At 69.5% G+C, this 16,084-nt stretch carries 12 protein-coding genes; 6 read left to right on the forward strand and 6 right to left on the reverse strand.

The genetic code is table 11. The features are described 5' to 3' along the window. Positions 1-52: 52 nt before the first annotated feature. From BLW44_RS13670 to BLW44_RS13680, 3 genes are all read right to left on the reverse strand, one after another. Entirely contained in the window at positions 53-1,807 is a 1,755-nt protein-coding gene (locus BLW44_RS13670) for an HNH endonuclease signature motif containing protein (protein ID WP_074731838.1), read from the reverse strand. 542 nt (positions 1,808-2,349) lie between these two features. Beyond that, complete coding sequence (locus tag BLW44_RS13675) at positions 2,350-3,165, reverse strand: SDR family NAD(P)-dependent oxidoreductase (RefSeq protein WP_060927791.1); 816 nt, start codon at positions 3,163-3,165, stop codon at positions 2,350-2,352. Between the two features lie 150 nt (positions 3,166-3,315). Then, complete coding sequence (locus BLW44_RS13680; protein ID WP_060927790.1) at positions 3,316-4,062, reverse strand: SDR family NAD(P)-dependent oxidoreductase; 747 nt, start codon at positions 4,060-4,062, stop codon at positions 3,316-3,318. 257 nt (positions 4,063-4,319) lie between these two features. Here BLW44_RS13680 and BLW44_RS13685 point away from each other — a divergent pair, with 257 nt between their 5' ends. The 3 genes from BLW44_RS13685 to BLW44_RS13695 are packed head-to-tail and all read left to right on the forward strand — an operon-like array spanning position 4,320 to position 8,291. Further along, the gene (locus BLW44_RS13685; protein WP_060927789.1) at positions 4,320-5,777 is read left to right on the forward strand and encodes an APC family permease; all 1,458 of its coding nucleotides are present in this window, start codon (positions 4,320-4,322) and stop codon (positions 5,775-5,777) included. Positions 5,778-5,806: 29 nt separating this feature from the next. Further along, the gene (locus BLW44_RS13690; RefSeq protein WP_060927788.1) at positions 5,807-6,646 is read left to right on the forward strand and encodes a molybdenum cofactor biosynthesis F family protein; all 840 of its coding nucleotides are present in this window, start codon (positions 5,807-5,809) and stop codon (positions 6,644-6,646) included. A 1-nt stretch (position 6,647) separates the two neighbouring features. Further along, positions 6,648-8,291 carry an amidohydrolase gene (locus BLW44_RS13695; RefSeq protein WP_060927787.1) on the forward strand — a complete coding sequence of 548 codons (1,644 nt, stop codon included), beginning with the start codon at positions 6,648-6,650 and terminating at the stop codon, positions 8,289-8,291. A 518-nt stretch (positions 8,292-8,809) separates the two neighbouring features. On the opposite strand, the gene BLW44_RS13700 is transcribed toward BLW44_RS13695, so the two are convergent. From BLW44_RS13700 to BLW44_RS13710, 3 genes are all read right to left on the reverse strand, one after another. Continuing rightward, positions 8,810-10,273: a GMC family oxidoreductase gene (locus BLW44_RS13700; RefSeq protein ID WP_060927786.1), complete on the reverse strand. Its 1,464-nt coding sequence runs from the start codon at positions 10,271-10,273 to the stop codon at positions 8,810-8,812. Beyond that, positions 10,270-11,715 carry an aldehyde dehydrogenase family protein gene (locus BLW44_RS13705; RefSeq protein ID WP_060927785.1) on the reverse strand — a complete coding sequence of 482 codons (1,446 nt, stop codon included), beginning with the start codon at positions 11,713-11,715 and terminating at the stop codon, positions 10,270-10,272. The genes BLW44_RS13700 and BLW44_RS13705 overlap by 4 nt, the downstream gene beginning before the upstream one ends. 132 nt (positions 11,716-11,847) lie before the next feature. Beyond that, positions 11,848-12,285 (reverse strand): Lrp/AsnC family transcriptional regulator, encoded by a 438-nt coding sequence (locus tag BLW44_RS13710; RefSeq protein WP_174521374.1) that lies wholly within the window; start codon positions 12,283-12,285, stop codon positions 11,848-11,850. Between the two features lie 151 nt (positions 12,286-12,436). Here BLW44_RS13710 and pdhA point away from each other — a divergent pair, with 151 nt between their 5' ends. The 3 genes from pdhA to BLW44_RS13725 are packed head-to-tail and all read left to right on the forward strand — an operon-like array spanning position 12,437 to position 15,998. After that, positions 12,437-13,537: a pyruvate dehydrogenase (acetyl-transferring) E1 component subunit alpha gene (gene pdhA, locus BLW44_RS13715; protein WP_060927784.1), complete on the forward strand. Its 1,101-nt coding sequence runs from the start codon at positions 12,437-12,439 to the stop codon at positions 13,535-13,537. After that, positions 13,534-14,562, forward strand: coding sequence for an alpha-ketoacid dehydrogenase subunit beta (locus tag BLW44_RS13720; protein ID WP_060927783.1), 1,029 nt, complete (start codon positions 13,534-13,536; stop codon positions 14,560-14,562). Before pdhA ends, BLW44_RS13720 begins: the two co-directional genes overlap by 4 nt. A 5-nt stretch (positions 14,563-14,567) precedes the next feature. Continuing rightward, positions 14,568-15,998 carry a dihydrolipoamide acetyltransferase family protein gene (locus BLW44_RS13725; RefSeq protein ID WP_060927797.1) on the forward strand — a complete coding sequence of 477 codons (1,431 nt, stop codon included), beginning with the start codon at positions 14,568-14,570 and terminating at the stop codon, positions 15,996-15,998. Positions 15,999-16,084: the final 86 nt, after the last annotated feature.

Consider the following 16,084-nt stretch of genomic DNA (forward strand, 5'->3'; position numbering starts at 1 on the left):
GGGCTCGCTGAGTCGGCTTGTGCGCTGCCAGGTGGGTCGCTGCACGGCAGGTTCACCCGGTGCGACGGAGCGCCACGGCCGGTGGGCTACTGACCGGTGGGGTGTTGTGTTGTCGGGTGTTGCCCGGTGGGGTGCTGCCCGGTTCGACGAGGCCGTGTTGTCGGGTGTTGCCCGGGGGGCTCGTCGAGTCGGCTGGTGTGCTGTGTCGTGGGGTGCGCCAGTGGTGGGCGGGGTCCCACCATCCTGGTCCTCTGACTTGGGGGAGGCCGTTGTTCATGCGGATCTCCCAGAGGGAGGTGCCCAGGGAGCGGTGGTGCCACCAGCACAACGGGACACCGTTGTCGGTGTGGGTGGGGCCACCGTGGGCGTGTTCGGTGACGTGGTGGATCTCACACCACGAGGCGGGGACGTGACAGCCGGGGATGAGGCATTCCTTGTCGCGGGCGATGATCGCGCGGCGTTGGTGGACGGTGAAGACCCGGTCGGTGCTGGTGATCCCGATGATGCGGCCCTCATCGAACAGGACCCGCTGGATCGCCCCCGAACATGCGGCTTGTGCGGCGACGGAGACGGGCAGGTGCGCGCCCGTGCGGGCGATCGTCGCCCACCCGGTCCCGGTGGCAAGATCGGTCGCGTCGACGGTGACGACCACGGTCGGTGCCGCCCCTCCCAGGGTCGGCATGTCCGTGTGGCGGGCGGCGATCGCGAGCGCAGCGGCGAGAGCGTCATGGCGTTTCTGTTCCGTCGTGCGGTCATCGAACACGTTCCGCGGATCCGAATTGAACGGATCCTCTTCGGGATCGGGCGTGCTCACGTCATCCGTGCTGCCATCGCTGGCAGAGCCATCAGAATCAGAATCCGCAGGCTTGAAGTGTGCGCCGGTGTCGCCGGTGTCGCCGGCCGTCTCAGGGTCGCTGGTGTCACCGGTGTCACCGGTGTTGGTGGCAGTGCTGGTGTCGCTGGGGGTGAAGAACACCCCGGGCATCGGAGCCCCGGGGCCTTTGGGGTTCAGGATCGCGTCCATGATCACCAGCAACTGGGCGGCGACCTCCGGGGTGAGATACCCGCGGATCGCGTGCAACCCGTTCTTCAACCGGCCGATCGTCACACCCCGGCGACGCCGCGCATCCTCATCCTTAGGCTCTTCCCCATCCGGATCGAAGATCGACGCAAGACCCTCCCCCAGACTCGACAGATCATCCGTCGTCGGCGCAGGACCATCGTCATCGACGCCCTCCTCCGCATCCGCAGCCTCGTCAGCGTCATCCACGTCACTCGCGTCGGGGTCGTCACCGTCGGGGTCATCGACCGGGGCGAGACCGTGCCCGCGGGCAGCACCGGCCAGGGCGAGGTCCGCGGCGAGACGCTGATCGGTGGTCAACCGGTCCCAGACCTTCTCGATCGGACCCGTCGCCGCCAGAAACCCCGCCACCCCCACCACCCCGTCCAACAGGGCCTCCCGCATATGCGGCCACCGGGCCGGGAGCCGCTCCCCCGACACCAGGCTCGACTCCCGCCGCACCCGCGTCACCGTCGTCCCCACCCGGGTCGCGGAGCGCACCTCGACCCGCACCGTCCGCTGCAGCAACTCGGTCGCGTTCCGACAGCCCACCGCATGCGGGAACCCCACCGCATCCGCCGTCGCGAGCGTCTCCACCACCACCGCTTCCGCCCGCCGAAACGCCGCCCCCGCCCGCTGCAGCACCTCGACCCGCTCCGCGTCTGACAACCCCGCCAACACGTCATCACACAACACCCCGGACAGGTCACTGATGACCTGATCCAAACGCTGCACGGTGCTGTTCATACCCGCCAGTCAACCCCACCCCACCGACATTCGCCCCCCGAAACCACCCCCCAGAACCCCAGATCAGACCCCGTATTCCGATCTCCCGGCATAGCGCGCGAAAGAGCGGGAAAGACGGGCAGACGGACCGAAGAGGGAGCAAGAAGGGGACGGGCAGAAGGACCGAAGAGGGAGCAAGAAGAGGACGGGCAGAAGGACCGAAGAGGGAGCAAGAAGAGGACGGGCAGAAGGACCGAAGAGGGAGCAAGAAGAGGACGGGCAGACGGACCGAAAGGAGGATGAAGAGGACAGGCAGAAGGACCCGAGAGGACGAAAGAAGAGAACGGGCAGAAGGGCCGAGGAGGAAAGGACGGCCGGCACCTTCGTCGACATGGAAGGAGAGGACCGGCAGAAGGACTCAAGAAGAAAGGAACAAGAGGGCGAAAGAGGAGAGGGCGAAAGACCGAGAGACGACAGCCGAGGGTCACCCCTGGGTCCGACTCGAGCACCCGCGGATCCCTTCCGCGCATCCCCTCCCGATGCTCCCGCTCCCCACCGCCTCGCTACATCCCCGCGTGATCGAACGCGATGGTCGGCACATCCACGACGTGCGAGCCTCCGTCGGCGACGATCACCGCACCTGTGACGTACGACGACTCCCCCGAACCGAGGAACCGGACGACCGAGGCGATCTCGGCGGGCCTCGCCGGCCTCCGCAGCGGTACGTCGGCGGTCACGGTGGCGTAGGCCTCCTCCCGCGATTCGAGGCCCGCGTGGGTGGCGAACTCGTCCATCTCGTCGTCGGCCATCGGCGTCTGCACCCAGCCGGGGCAGATCGCGTTGACGCGCACTCCCTGGCGTCCGTAGTCACGGGCGAGCGTGCGGGTCAGCCCGATCAGCGCGTGCTTGCCCACGGTATAGCCGGCCACCGACGGCCCCGCGAAGAGTCCGGCGAGCGATGACACGATCACGACCTGCCCCTTCGACTCGATGAGCGCGGGGAGCGCCTCCCTCGCCATCACGAACGCTGTGGTGAGGTTGGCGCGGATCGCCGCCTCCCAGCTCTCGTCGTCGGTCTCCGCGACCGGCGAGAATCCGTGGCCCCCCGCATTCGCCACCAGCACGTCGAGACGTCCGAAGGTGGCGAGCACCTCGGCGACCGCCGCCTTCGCAGATTCCGTGTCGGCGGCGTCGGCGATGATCGGATGCGCTCCGACGGCCGCCTCGACCGCCCGCAGCGGCTCTGCTCGTCGCCCGACGACGACCACGTGCGCGCCCTCGGCGGCGTATCGCTCGGCGATCGCTGCTCCGATTCCGGTGCCGCCGCCGGTGATGACGACGACGCGACCCGTGACGGTCGATCCCACTGAGGTTCCCATGCCTGCTCCTGTTCGTGACTTCGTGACTTCGTGACTTCGTGACTTCGTGACTTCGTGACTTCGTGACTTCGTGACTTCGTGACTTCGTGACTTCGTGATGTGATGTGATGACGCTGTTGGATGCCGCTGCCCGCATGCGGGACCGCCCGGTCAGGCCGGGAACCCCGATCGTGCCGAGTAGCCGAAATCGCTGAGGACGGTCGTCCCGTTGATCGCCCTGCTGCGCGGGGAGACGAGGTAGACCGCATGCGAAGCGATGTCCTGCGCCGTCTGCACCGGGAAGGCGGGGTCCGCGAACGCCTCTGCCCCGAGGTCGCCGCGGCTCATCGGGGTGTCCACGATCGACGGCGCGACTGAGTTGACCCGCACGCCGGTTCCGGCCAGGTCGACGGACAGCGCGCGGCCGAACTGCACGAGCGCAGCCTTCGACGCGCAGTACGGCACCATCCCGGCCGAGGCGACGAACGCCGAATCGCTCGCGATCAGGACGACGGATGCCGCTGCGGCCGCTCGCAGGGCGGGCAGCGCATGCGAGACGACGAGGAACGTGCCGGTGACGTTGACCGCGAAGACCGCGTTCCATTCGTTGACCGAGATCTCGTCGATCCCCGCCCCGACCGGCCCTGACACGCCGGCGCAGCACACGACGGCGTCCAGCCCGCCGAGCGCCCGGATCGCCGCGTCGACGGCGCCGGCCACCTCGATCTCATCGGTCACGTCCGCGACCAGCACCACCGGATCCACGCAGCCCTCGGCGGTCTCGGCGAGTGCAGGCCCGTCCCGATCGAGCAGCGCCACCCGCACGCCCTCCGCGGCGAGCGCCCACGCGGTCGCCCGCCCTATCCCGCCGGCCGCGCCCGTGATCAGCGCCGTCGTGCCGTTCAGCTGCAGGTCCATGGTCTTCGTGCGACTCCGCCCGCGACGCCGCGCCGCGCGCCCGGTGGCGCACTGTGAGGACGGCGGTGTCGTCCTCGTCATCCTGCTCCCCCACCTCTCCGCCGAGAACGGGGCCAGGCGTGCTGTGCACGCTGGCACCATCGTCCTTCGCTCAGGGTCAAGCAGCGCACCGGTGACGCGAGCAGACTCGCTGTATCGACGAACCCCTCGTCGTCGATGCCGTGCTGACACGGCCGTCACCGAGCAAAGGAGCCGACGTGGCAGACCCGACATCTGCGTCCACGACGCAGCAGGACCACACTTCTCTTCGCCCGGGCGCTCTGGGCGTCGCCGGGATCGTCTTCCTCGTGCTCGCCGCCGTCGCGCCGCTGACCGGCATCGTCGTCGTCGCCTCGCTCGCGATCGCCCTCGGCAACGGCGGCGGCACCCCGATGGCGTTCTTCCTGGTCGCCGCGATCCTGCTGCTCTTCGCCGTCGGCTACGCGCAGATGTCGAAGCAGCTGGTGAATGCGGGCGGCTTCTACGCGTTCGTGGTGAAGGGCCTGGGCCGCACGGGTGGGTTGATCGCAGGACTCATCGCGACCCTCGGCTACAACTTCTTCGTGGTCGGCACGATCGGCACCAGCGGCTTCTTCATGCAGAACATCATCCGCGACCTGACCGGGCTCGACGTGCACTGGCTGATCTGGGGCCTGCTGTCGATCGTCGTGTGCTTCGTCCTCGCGCGGGTCGGGGTCGACTTCAGCTCCAAGATCCTCGGCGTCTGCCTCGTGCTCGAGGTCCTGATGCTCGTGGTCTTCGACGTCTCCGTGCTCGTGCAGACCGGCTACGACCTGGGCGCGTTCAGCCCCGAGGCCGTCTTCTCGGGCTCGCTGCCCATCGGTCTGCTGCTGGCAGCGACGGGCTTCCTGGGCTTCGAGGCCACGGCACTGTTCAGCGAGGAGGCGAAGGAGCCGCTGCGCACGATCCCGCGCGCGACGTACACCTCGATCATCGCGATCGGCGTGATCCTCGGCGTGACCACCTGGGCGGTCGTCAGCGCGACCGGTGTCGCGCAGGCACAGGCCACCGCACTCGAGCACCTGCCGACCGGCGACCTGATCTTCTCCCTGTCGCAGCAGTACCTCGGCGGGCCGCTCACCACGGTGATGATGATCCTGCTGCTGGTCAGCCTGTTCGCCGCCATGCTCGCCTTCCACAACTCGGCGACCCGGTACCTCTACTCCCTCGGCCGTTCGCGCATCCTCCCGCAGGCCCTGGCCCGCACCCGACGCAACGGCGCACCGCAGCTCGCGGGCATCGTGCAGGCCTCGTTCGCGGCCGTCGTCGCGATCATCTTCGCAATCGCAGGAGCGGACCCCATCCTCACCCTCGTCCCCGCCATGCTGGGCTTCGGCACCCTCAGTGTGCTGATCCTGCAGGGACTGGCGGCGATCTCGATCGTGGTGCATTTCCGCCGGAACCGCGACCCCCGCTGGTGGAGCACGTTCATCGCCCCCGGCATCGGATTCCTCGGCATCGCCGCGATCTCGGTGCTGGCGATCGTCAACTTCAACATCGTGGCCGGCTCCGAGGAGCTCGCCATCCGCCTCATGCCGCTGCTGCTCGTGGTCGCCCTCATCGGCGGCATCGTCTACGGCGAATACCTCAAGAGGTCCCGACCCGCCGTGTACGAGGGCCTCGCCTCCGACCTCGAGCGCTTCAGCAGCCGCTGACGCTCGCCCACCCACACTCAAGGAGAGACATGACGACCCTGAACCCCGCCGACACCTCCACCTGGCTGCCGCTGGAAGGACTCGCCCCCGGCTTCGACGCCAACAAGGCTCCGCACTCGACCGCTCTCAGCGGTCGTGAGATCACCGTGGTCGACGCCCGAGGCACGCGCATCGCGCACCGCTTCGCCGACACCACGGTCACCTGGGACTACCGCCCCGGTGCCGAGGACCCGACGGAGGCAGCCTCCGACACCGACGATTACGAGGCATTCGAGGTCGACGACGACCTGTACTTCGTGCAGTTCCACCACAACTACCTGCCGAACGAAGCGGTGTCGCTGGTCGTCGATCTCCGCCATGGCAGGGCCCTCGCCATCATCTCGGTGATCCTGCCCGCGCCGGAGCAGGGCCGCACCCGCGTGCAGCACGTCTTCGCCCCCAGCATCATCGAGGGTGCATCCGTCACGGGCACGGAGGCGGCACCCACGACGACCCTGATCGGCCGTCGCGTCGAGTGGGTCTACAGCGAGGAGCACGCCTATGAGCACGTCTACCTCTCGGAACGCTGGTACTCGTGGCAGTGCCTCGCCGGTCCCGAGCGGGGTCTCGCCGACACCGACGAGAACAGCGTGTGGGAGGTGCGCCCCGGCATCTACATCTTCGCGTGGCGCGAGAAGGTGATCCCCTGCGCATCCGTCACGATCGCCGATCACCGCGACGTGAACGCGATCCGCTCGCACGGTGTGCTGTTCGGTCTCGACGAGTCGGGCGAGGTGCCCACGCACTTCACGTTCGGCGCCCACGGCCGCCTGCTCTCGACCACGCATCACGCGGACGGTCTGGAGCCCGCCCACTTCGGAGCGCTCTGACATGACGGCGGCCGACCTGATCGTGACGGGTTCGGTGATCCGCACCGCGGATCGCCGCACCCCGCTCGTCGAGGCGTTCGCGGTGCGCGACGGGCGCATCCTCGCCACCGGCACGCTCGCCGAGGTCTCGACGCATCGAGGGCCAGAGACGCGGATGCTGGACGTCGGCGCCGCGGCGGTGTACCCGGGGTTCGTGGACGTGCACAATCATCATGCGATGGCCGGCCGCACCGAGCTGTTCGAGCTCTTCCTTCCAGCGTCGCTGCCGCTCGAGGCGATCCTCGACCGCGTTCGCGAGAAGGCGGAGACCCTGCCGGAGGATGCCTGGATCGTCGGCGGTCCGGTGTCGACGACCCTGCTGCCGACACTGGCGAACACCGCGACGCGGATGCTGCTCGACGAGGCCGCGGGCGGGCGCCCTGTGGTCCTCGTCGAGGACTCCCGGCACAACCGGTGGGCGAACACCCGAGCGCTCGAGCTGGCGGGGATCACCACCGGTCACCTCCCGGCCGATGGCGAGGTCCTTCTGGATGCGGACGATGGGACCCCGACGGGCGTCCTGCTGGAGGCGGCCGGCATCCCGGTGCAGGAGGCGTATGACCGCAGCGGAGGGTTGACCCCCGAGCAGCACGTCGCAGCCTCGCGCCGCGGGGTGGAGATCCTGAACTCCTTCGGCATCACGACGTTCCAGGATGCGGGGGTATCGACCGACATCCTCGCCGCTCTCGCGGCGCTCGATCGGACGGGCGAGCTGAACGCCTGGGTGGTCTCGTCGCTGCTGATCAACGACGAGATCTTCGGATTCGACCCGATCGGCGCTGCCCTCCTCGACCGGGGTGAAGAGTATCGGACGCCCCACCACCGTCCCGACTTCGTGAAGATCTTCCTCGACGGAGTCCCGCCGGCACGCACGGCGTCGTTCCTCGAACCGTATGTGGCCGATGCGGTGCACGGTGCGCACTTCCACGGCGAGACGACGATGGGCTTCGACGAGCTCCACGGATGGCTGCAAGCGGTGGCCGAGCGGGGACTCGGCGCCAAGGTGCACTGCACGGGCGACGGATCGGCCCGGCTGGTGCTCGACGTGGCGGAGCGCATCCGCGCCGAGGGCCACGGCATCCCGATCCAGATCGCGCACGGGCAGTTCCTCGCCGAGGACGACATCCCTCGGTTGCGGGCGCTGGACGTGTCGGCCGACATCTCGCCGTTCATCTGGTTCCCCGGAGTGATCCCGGAGGCGCTCGCGGAGGTGTTGGGCGATCGCGCGGAGCATTCCCAGCCCAACCGTGCGCTGCTCGACGCCGGCGCGCTGGTCGCCGGCGGTTCGGACTGGCCGGTGAGCGAGTCGCCGAACACCCTGGAGGGTCTGCAGGGACTCGTGACGCGCGCCGACCCGCTGGGCCGCGCGCCCGGCGTGCTCTGGCCCGAGCAGGCGATCACCGCTGAGGAGGCGCTGGAGGTCTTCACCATCAACGCCGCGACGGCGATGGGGGTCGGAGGCGAGACCGGCTCGCTGACGCCTGGCAAGTCCGCGGACTTCGTCGTGCTCGCGCGCGATGCGATCGCCGGGCCGGCGGAAGACATCGTGCACACCGCGGTGGTCTCGACCTGGTTCGCCGGGCGCGAGGTCTTCACCGCGGGCTGACCTCGTGCCCGCCCGCGCCCGCCCGTGCCCGCGGGTGCCCGCCGATGCGCCGGCCGGTGCGGTGGTCAGTAACGCACCTATAGAGCGCGTTTCGGATGCGTTCTTGACCACCCACCACGGATGCGGAGCGCTTTTGACCCCGCTGCGGATGCGGTGCGTTATCGACCCCGCATCCGCACCACCGGCTCCGACTCCGCCCCCACCGGCGCGGCCCCGCCACCGCGCACGTGAGTGGTCAATAATCCACCCCTACAGCGTGATTCGGATGCGCTTTTGACCCCGCACCGCGGTTGCGGAGCGCTTTTGACCCCGCTGCGGATGCGGTGCGTTATCGACCCCGCATCCGCACCACCGGCTCCGACTCCGCCCCCACCGGCGCGGCCCCGCCACCGCGCACGTGAGTGGTCAATAATCCACCCCTACAGCGCGATTCGGATGCGCTTTTGACCACCCACCGCGGACGCGATGCGCTTTTGACCAACCACCGGCGATACGGCGCGCGGCGACGCTCGCCCGCCTCAGCCGCCGAGCAGGAAGCGAGCGCCGAGCTCGCCGATCATCGCGGCCGGCGCGTTGGTGTTACCGGTCGGCACCGTCGGGATCACCGAGGCGTCGATCACGCTCAACCCCGCCAGGCCGCGCACGCGCAGCAGCGGATCGACCACGGCATCCGCATCCGATCCCATCCGGCACGTGCCGACCTGGTGGTGGTACGTGATGGCGGTGCGGCGCACCCAGTCCTCGATGCCCGAATCCGGCACGTCGGGCCCTGGATACACCTCGGTGGCGCCCCATTTCTCGGCGAGCGCCGGCTGCGCGCCGATCCGGCGGCATTGACGGACGGATGCGGCGAGCGAGGCGACGTCCCTCTCGTCCTCGAGGGCCGCCAGGTCGATGAGCGGCTGGTCGGCGAGACGAGGACCCGACAGCGTGAGGGCGCCCCGACTGTGCGGCGTCACCAGGCCCGCCATCAGCGTGAAGCCGTCGTCTCCGCGCGGCTCGAGCTCGCCCCACATCGGCACCGAGAAGTGGATCGGCTGCGTGTCCGGCTCGGCGAGGTCGTCGCGACTGCGCCAGAACAGATGCGTCTGCGTCACCGAGACGCCGGGCTGTGGCGGTCCCACCGGCCGCTCGGTCGTGAAGATCACGGGAGAGAGCAGGTGGTCGTGCAGGTTCTTGCCGACGCCCGGCGCATCGAGCATGACGGGGATGCCGAGAGCAGCCAGCTCCTCGGCGGGGCCGATGCCGGAGCGCAGCAGGATCACGGGCGATCCGATCGCGCCCGCCGAGAGCACGATCTCGTCGGCGAAGACGTCTTCGGCATCCTCTCCCTCTCCGAGCCGGACTCCGACCGCCCGACCGTCCTCGACGATGACTGAATGCACCTCGCGACCGGTCAGGATCGTGAGCCGTTCGGCGACGGGCTGGGCATAGACCATCCACGTGTTCACGCGGCGTCCGTCTCGGATGGTCACCTGCTGCTGCGAGACGCCGTCGAGCGTGCCGCCGTTGTAGTTCGGATTGCGGGGCAGTCCCTCCTCCACCGCGGCATCGATGATCGATGCCTGGATGGGTGAGAGCTCGTAGTCGTCGGTGACGGGCAGCACGTCGTGTTCGAGGGCATCGAACACGGGCTCGACGGTGCTCCACCCCCACCCCGTCGCACCGTCACGCTCCCACCGGTCGTAGTCGGATGCGGCGCCGCGGACCCAGATCATCGCGTTCAGCGCGTGCGATCCACCGGTGACCTTGCCTCGAGGAAGGTGCAGTCGACGTCCGTCCGCATGCTCCTGAGGCACCGTGAAGAAGTCCCAGTCGTCGGCGGAGTGCCACAGCTCTCCCGCCCTCGACGGGTCATGGATCGCCGGGTTCGAGTCGTACCCGCCCGCTTCGATCAGCGTGACCGCGACCCCGGCATCCGCCAGTCGTCGAGCGACGATCGCACCCGAGGTCCCTGCGCCGACGACGATCGCCGACTTCATGCCTGCGCCTTGCGCCCAGGGCCCGACACGACCTGCGTCACGGCGACGGACTTGAGGCCCTCGACGCCGAACTCCAGGCCGTAACCCGAGCTCTTCACCCCGCCGAAGGGCACCATCGGGTGCAATCCGCCGTGCGAGTTGATCCACACCGTGCCGGACTCCATCCGGGTCGCCGCCTCGCGTGCGGCCTCCGGATCGCTCGACCAGACGGAAGCCCCGAGGCCGACGTCGACCGAGTTGGCGAATCCGAACGCCTCGTCCACGTCGCTGTATCGGATGACCGGGAGCGCCGGGCCGAACTGCTCCTCCTGCACGAGGGCGGCGTCGTTGTCGATGTCAGCGATGATCGTCGGGCGGTAGAAGAGCTCACCCAGCTCCGGGGCCGCCTCGCCTCCGGCAGCCACGCGCGCGCCGCGCCCCTTCGCCTCCTCGACCAGCCGGGAGACGATGTCGAACTGGGCGCGGTTCTGCAGCGGACCCAGCACGTTGTCCTCGTCGAGACCGTTGCCCATGGGCACGGATGCCGCGATCTCGGCCAGCGCGTCGACGACCTCGTCGTACACGGAGTCGTGCACGTAGAGGCGCTTCATGGCCGCGCAGGTCTGCCCCGTGTTGATGAAGGCACCCCAGAAGAGATCCTGGGCGATCGCTGCGACGTCCGTGCCAGGCAGGACGATGCCCGCGTCGTTCCCGCCGAGCTCGAGGGTGAGCCGCGCGAGGTTGCCGGCCGAGCTTTCGATGATGCGCCGCCCGGTGGCGGTCGACCCGGTGAACATGATCTTGTCGATGTCGGGGTGCGAGGCGAGACGAGCACCCACCTCGCGGTCGCCGGAGATGCCGATCAGGACGTCGTCGGGCAGCACGTCGTTCATGACTGCGAGCATCGCCAGCACGCTGAGAGGCGTGTACTCGCTCGGCTTGGCGACCACGGTGTTGCCCATCCGCAGAGAGGGTCCGATCTGCCAGATCGTGATCATCAGCGGCCAGTTCCACGGACCGATCGCGCCCACGACGCCCGCGGCCTTGTAGACGAGCTCGGCGTGCAGGCTCTCGTCGTCGACCAGGACCTGCGGGTCGAGCTGGATGCCGGCGTTCGTGCGCAGCCAGGCCGAGCACGCCCCCAGCTCGAAGCGGGCGTTGGGGCCGTTCAGCGGCTTGCCCTGCTCGCGAGACAGCAGGTGTGCGAGCGCCTCGGCGTTCGCGTCGATCGCATCGGCGGCGGCGAGGAGCAGCTCGCTGCGCCGTGCGTGTCCGAGTGCCTCCCACCCCGGCTGTGCGGCCTTCGCTCGGGCGATCGCGTCATCGAGATCAGCCACGGCATGAGCCGGCGCTCGCCCGATGACATCTCGAGTCGCCGCATCCGGGATCTCTCGTCCCGCGCCCTCCGGCGCCTGGATGCGGTCGAGCAGCGCTGCGGCTGCGGATGCGGCGGATTCGGACATCGGGACTCTCCTTCGAGCGGTACGCAGGCCAGGGAACTGGCGCTCGTCTCATTGTCGAATGCCCCGGCTCCCCGCACTTGTCGAGGAGCGCGCCGGAGATGTCCGAGTGCGAAGGGATGCGGTCGCCCGGGGTCAGACGAGGGTGAAGTCCTCGAAGATGAGGGTCGTCCGCGTGGAGCGGATCGAGGGGATCGCCTGGATGTCCTCGAGCACGATCCGGCGGAGGTCACGGGCGTCACTCGCCCGCACGAGCAGGATCACGTCGAAGTCCCCTCCGACCAGCGCCATGTGCTCGATCTCGGGGATCCGCCGCAGTCGCGCGCTGACCTCCTGCCACGTCGCCTGCTCGATCGCCAGGGTGACGTACGCGCTGGCGTGGTGGCCGAGCAGCACGGGGTCGGTGCGCACGGTGTAGCCGGTGATGACCCCGGCATCCGTCAGGCGCTTGATGCGCGCATGCGCGCCTGCCCTGGAGATGTGCACCGCCTCCGCGATCGCCGTCATCGAGGCCCGCGCATCGCGGCGGAGCTCGTCGAGGATCGCGTGATCCGTGTCGTCCAGCGTGAACATGGCACCCCTTCGTCCCGTCACTGCATCCTGACACTTCGACAGCAGGAACGCCAACTAGCGCTCAAACGTCCAGGATCCGTCGAGAGTTCTTGGACGACTGTCGCGGCGGGGGCAAGCTGGCTTCATCAGGTTCGGCAGAGAGGGCGGACGGATGGATTCTCGGGCATTGCTCCCGCGCGACGCGGCGGTGCAGCTCATCGACGCAGACGGGGCGACCGTCGCAGACGAGCAGTTCGCGCTGCCTGATCAGGCCGCTCTCCTGCGGGCCTACCGAGGCCTCGTCCAAGCTCGGCGCATCAACGACCAGGCCAGCGCTCTCGTGCGCCAGGGACGCCTCGCGGTCTACCCCTCGTCGCACGGCCAGGAGGCCTGCCAGATCGGCGCCGCGCTCGCTCTCGCCGACGGCGATTGGCTGTTCCCGACGTACCGCGACTCGGTCGCGGTCATCGCGAGGGGCGTCTCGCCGGCCGAGGCGCTGGTGCTCCTCAAGGGCGACTGGCACTCCGGGTACGACGTTCGTGCGCACCAGGTCGCCCCGCAGGCGACTCCTCTCGCGACACAGCTCCTGCACGCGGTCGGCTTCGCGTACGCGGCGAAGCAGCGCGGGGAGCAGACAGTGGTCCTCGCTCTGTGCGGCGACGGCGCGACCAGCGAGGGCGACTTCCACGAGGCGATGAACTTCGCGGCGGTCTTCCATGTGCCTGTCGTGTTCTTCGTCCAGAACAACGAGTTCGCGATCTCCGTGCCGCTCAGCCGCCAGACCGCCGCGCCCTCGTTGGCCCACAAGGCGATCGGGTACGGGATGCCGGGGCAGCGCGTCGACGGCAACGACGTCGCGGCGGTGCTCGCCGTGCTCGGCGGTGCCATCGAGAACGCCCGTTCCGGCGGCGGTCCGACACTCGTCGAGGCGCACACCTATCGGATGCAGGCGCACACCAATGCCGACGACGACACGCGCTACCGCGAGCGGGCGGAAGTGCAGGCGTGGGTCGCCCGCGATCCGCTGACGCGCCTGCGCGCACACCTCACTCAGGCCGGCGTGCTCACGGCGGAACTCGAGTCGCACTACGCCGCCGAGGCCGAGGTGACCGCGACGGCGATGCGCGACGCCCTCAACACCGATTCGGATCTCGACCCGGAGGACCTCTTCCGCTTCGTGCATCAGACGCGCACCCCTCAGCTCGAGGAGCAGTGGCAGATGCTGCGCAGCGAGATCGAACGGACGCACGAATCCGCAGGAGGTGCACGATGACGATCGCCCACGATGACGCCCGCGTGGACTCCCCTTCGCGCTCGGTGGCGACCCTGAGCATGGCCGCGGCGCTGAACCTCGCGCTCGCCGACGCGATCGAGTCGGACCCTGCCGTCGTGGTGTTCGGCGAGGACGTGGGTGCGCTCGGCGGCGTCTTCCGCATCACCGATGGGCTCACCGCGCGCTTCGGCGAAGACCGCTGCTTCGACACCCCGCTCGCCGAGTCCGGCATCGTGGGCACCGCGGTCGGCATGGCGATGAACGGCATGAAGCCGGTCGTCGAGCTGCAGTTCGACGCCTTTGCGCTGCCCGCGTTCGAGCAGATCGTCAGTCACGTCGCGAAGCTCGGAAATCGCACGCGCGGTGCCGTGCGGATGCCGCTGGTGATCCGCATCCCGTTCGGCGGCGGCATCGGCGGCGTCGAGCATCACTGCGACTCCTCCGAGGCGTACTACGCGCACACGCCGGGGCTGACGGTCATCAGCCCGGCGACGCCGCAGGATGCGTACTCGCTGCTGCGCGCGGCGATCGACTCGCCCGACCCGGTGATCTTCCTCGAGCCCAAGAAGCTCTACTGGAGCAAGGGCGAGGTGGACACCTCGGTCACCGCCGACATCGGCACCGCTCGCATCGCCCGGGACGGCACAGACGTCACGCTCCTCGCGTACGGCGCCTCGGTGGCGCTCGCGCTCGAGGCGGCGGAGGTCGCCGCTTCAGAGGGCCGCAGCGTGCAGGTCGTCGACATCCGCTCGCTGTCGCCGTTCGACGACGCCACCGTGACGGCTGCGGTGCGCGCGACGGGGCGCGCCGTGGTGATCGCTGAAGCGCCGGGATACGCGAGCGTGGCCTCCGAGATCCAGACGCGGGTGTTCGAGCGCTGCTTCGAGTACCTGGAGGCGCCGGTGCGACGCGTGACCGGATTCGACACGCCCTACGCGCCGCCCAAGCTCGAGCACTGGTATCTGCCGGACGTCGACCGCGTGCTCGACGCGATCGACTCGCTGCACTGGGAGGACGAATCGTGACCGCGCTGACCGGCAGGGTGTTCCGGCTGCCGGACCTCGGCGAAGGCCTGACCGAGGCGGGGCTCGTGCAGTGGCTCGTGGCCGTCGGCGACACGATCGTCACCGATCAGGCGATCGCCGAGGTCGAGACCGCCAAGAGCGTGGTGGAACTTCCCTCCCCGTTCGCAGGGGTCGTGACGGCGCTGCACGGCGAGCCCGGCGAGACAATCGATGTCGGCGCCCCCGTGCTCGAGGTCGCTGACGCCCCCGGTGACGCTTCGGAAGCTGCGCCCGGCGGCGCATCAGGCAGCGCTCGGGGTGCTGCGCAAGCGGATGCCGTCGAGCACGAGGCGTACCGCGAGGAGGAGCGCGCCGGATCAGGCAACGTCCTGATCGGCTACGGCACCTCGGAGCGCTCGACCACGGGCCGTCGCCGCACCCGCGCCGGGAGGGCTGCGGCAGCTGTGGCAGCTCCGGCAGGTCCCTCGACCGGGTCCTCGCACACCGCAGCCGCGCAGTCTCCCGCCGACCACTCCCCCGGTGACGTGGAGCCGAACGACGGACGGCGACGTGTCGCCGTCCGCTCCCCGCTCGTGCGGCGCCTGGCGCGCGACCTCGGCGTCGACGTGCACGCCCTTACGCCGACCGGGCACGACGGCGCCGTCACGCGTGCCGACGTCCTGGCCGCCGCCGTCGACGCCGCTGTGGACCGGCCCCTCGCTCACCCCATCGCCAGTGCAGCCGACGCCCGTGTCGACGGATTGGCTGTCGTCGCGCGCGAGCGGATGTCGCCCCTGCGCCGCACGGTGAGCGCGAAGCTGACCCGCAGCCGCTCGGAGATCCCCGAGGCGACCGTCTGGGTCGATGTCGACGCTACCGAGCTCTGGAACCTCCGGACGCAGATGGCTCCGGCGGGCGGCTCCGCCCCCTCGGTGACGGCCGTGATCGCTCGCTTCGTACTGCTCGCGCTCGAGGAGCACCCCGTACTGGCGTCCCGCCTGAGCGACGACGCCGCGGAGCTGCTCTCGTTCGACGGGGTCAATCTCGGCATCGCCGCCGACACCTCACGGGGACTCATGGTCCCCGTGATCCCGCGGGCTCACGAGCTGAGCATCCTGCAGCTCGACACCGCTCTGCGTGAGCTGAGCGCGACCGCCAGGGCGGGAACGATGCCGCCGGAGCGCCTGCGCGGTTCGACCTTCACCCTCAACAACTACGGCGGTCTCGGCGTCGACGGGTCGGCGGCGATCATCAACCACCCCGACGTCGCGATCCTCGGCATCGGGCGGATCATCGAGCGGGCGTGGGTCGTCGACGGCCAGGTGGTGCCGCGGCGCATCGCCCAGCTCTCGCTCGTGTTCGACCACCGGGTGTGCGACGGCGGGTACGCCGCGAGCTTCCTCCGCCGGGTCACTGAGCTCATCGAGCATCCGCTGCGAGCGTTCGGTCGGGTCTGAGGCCGCCTCGGCACTGGAGTCGATCGGCGGCGGTGCGCTACCATCGGCCTTTACTGACCGATCATTCGGTAAGTAGTCCAGGGGCG

The sequence above is a fragment of the Microbacterium hydrocarbonoxydans genome (assembly GCF_900105205.1).
In the GTDB taxonomy this organism is placed as follows: domain Bacteria; phylum Actinomycetota; class Actinomycetes; order Actinomycetales; family Microbacteriaceae; genus Microbacterium; species Microbacterium hydrocarbonoxydans.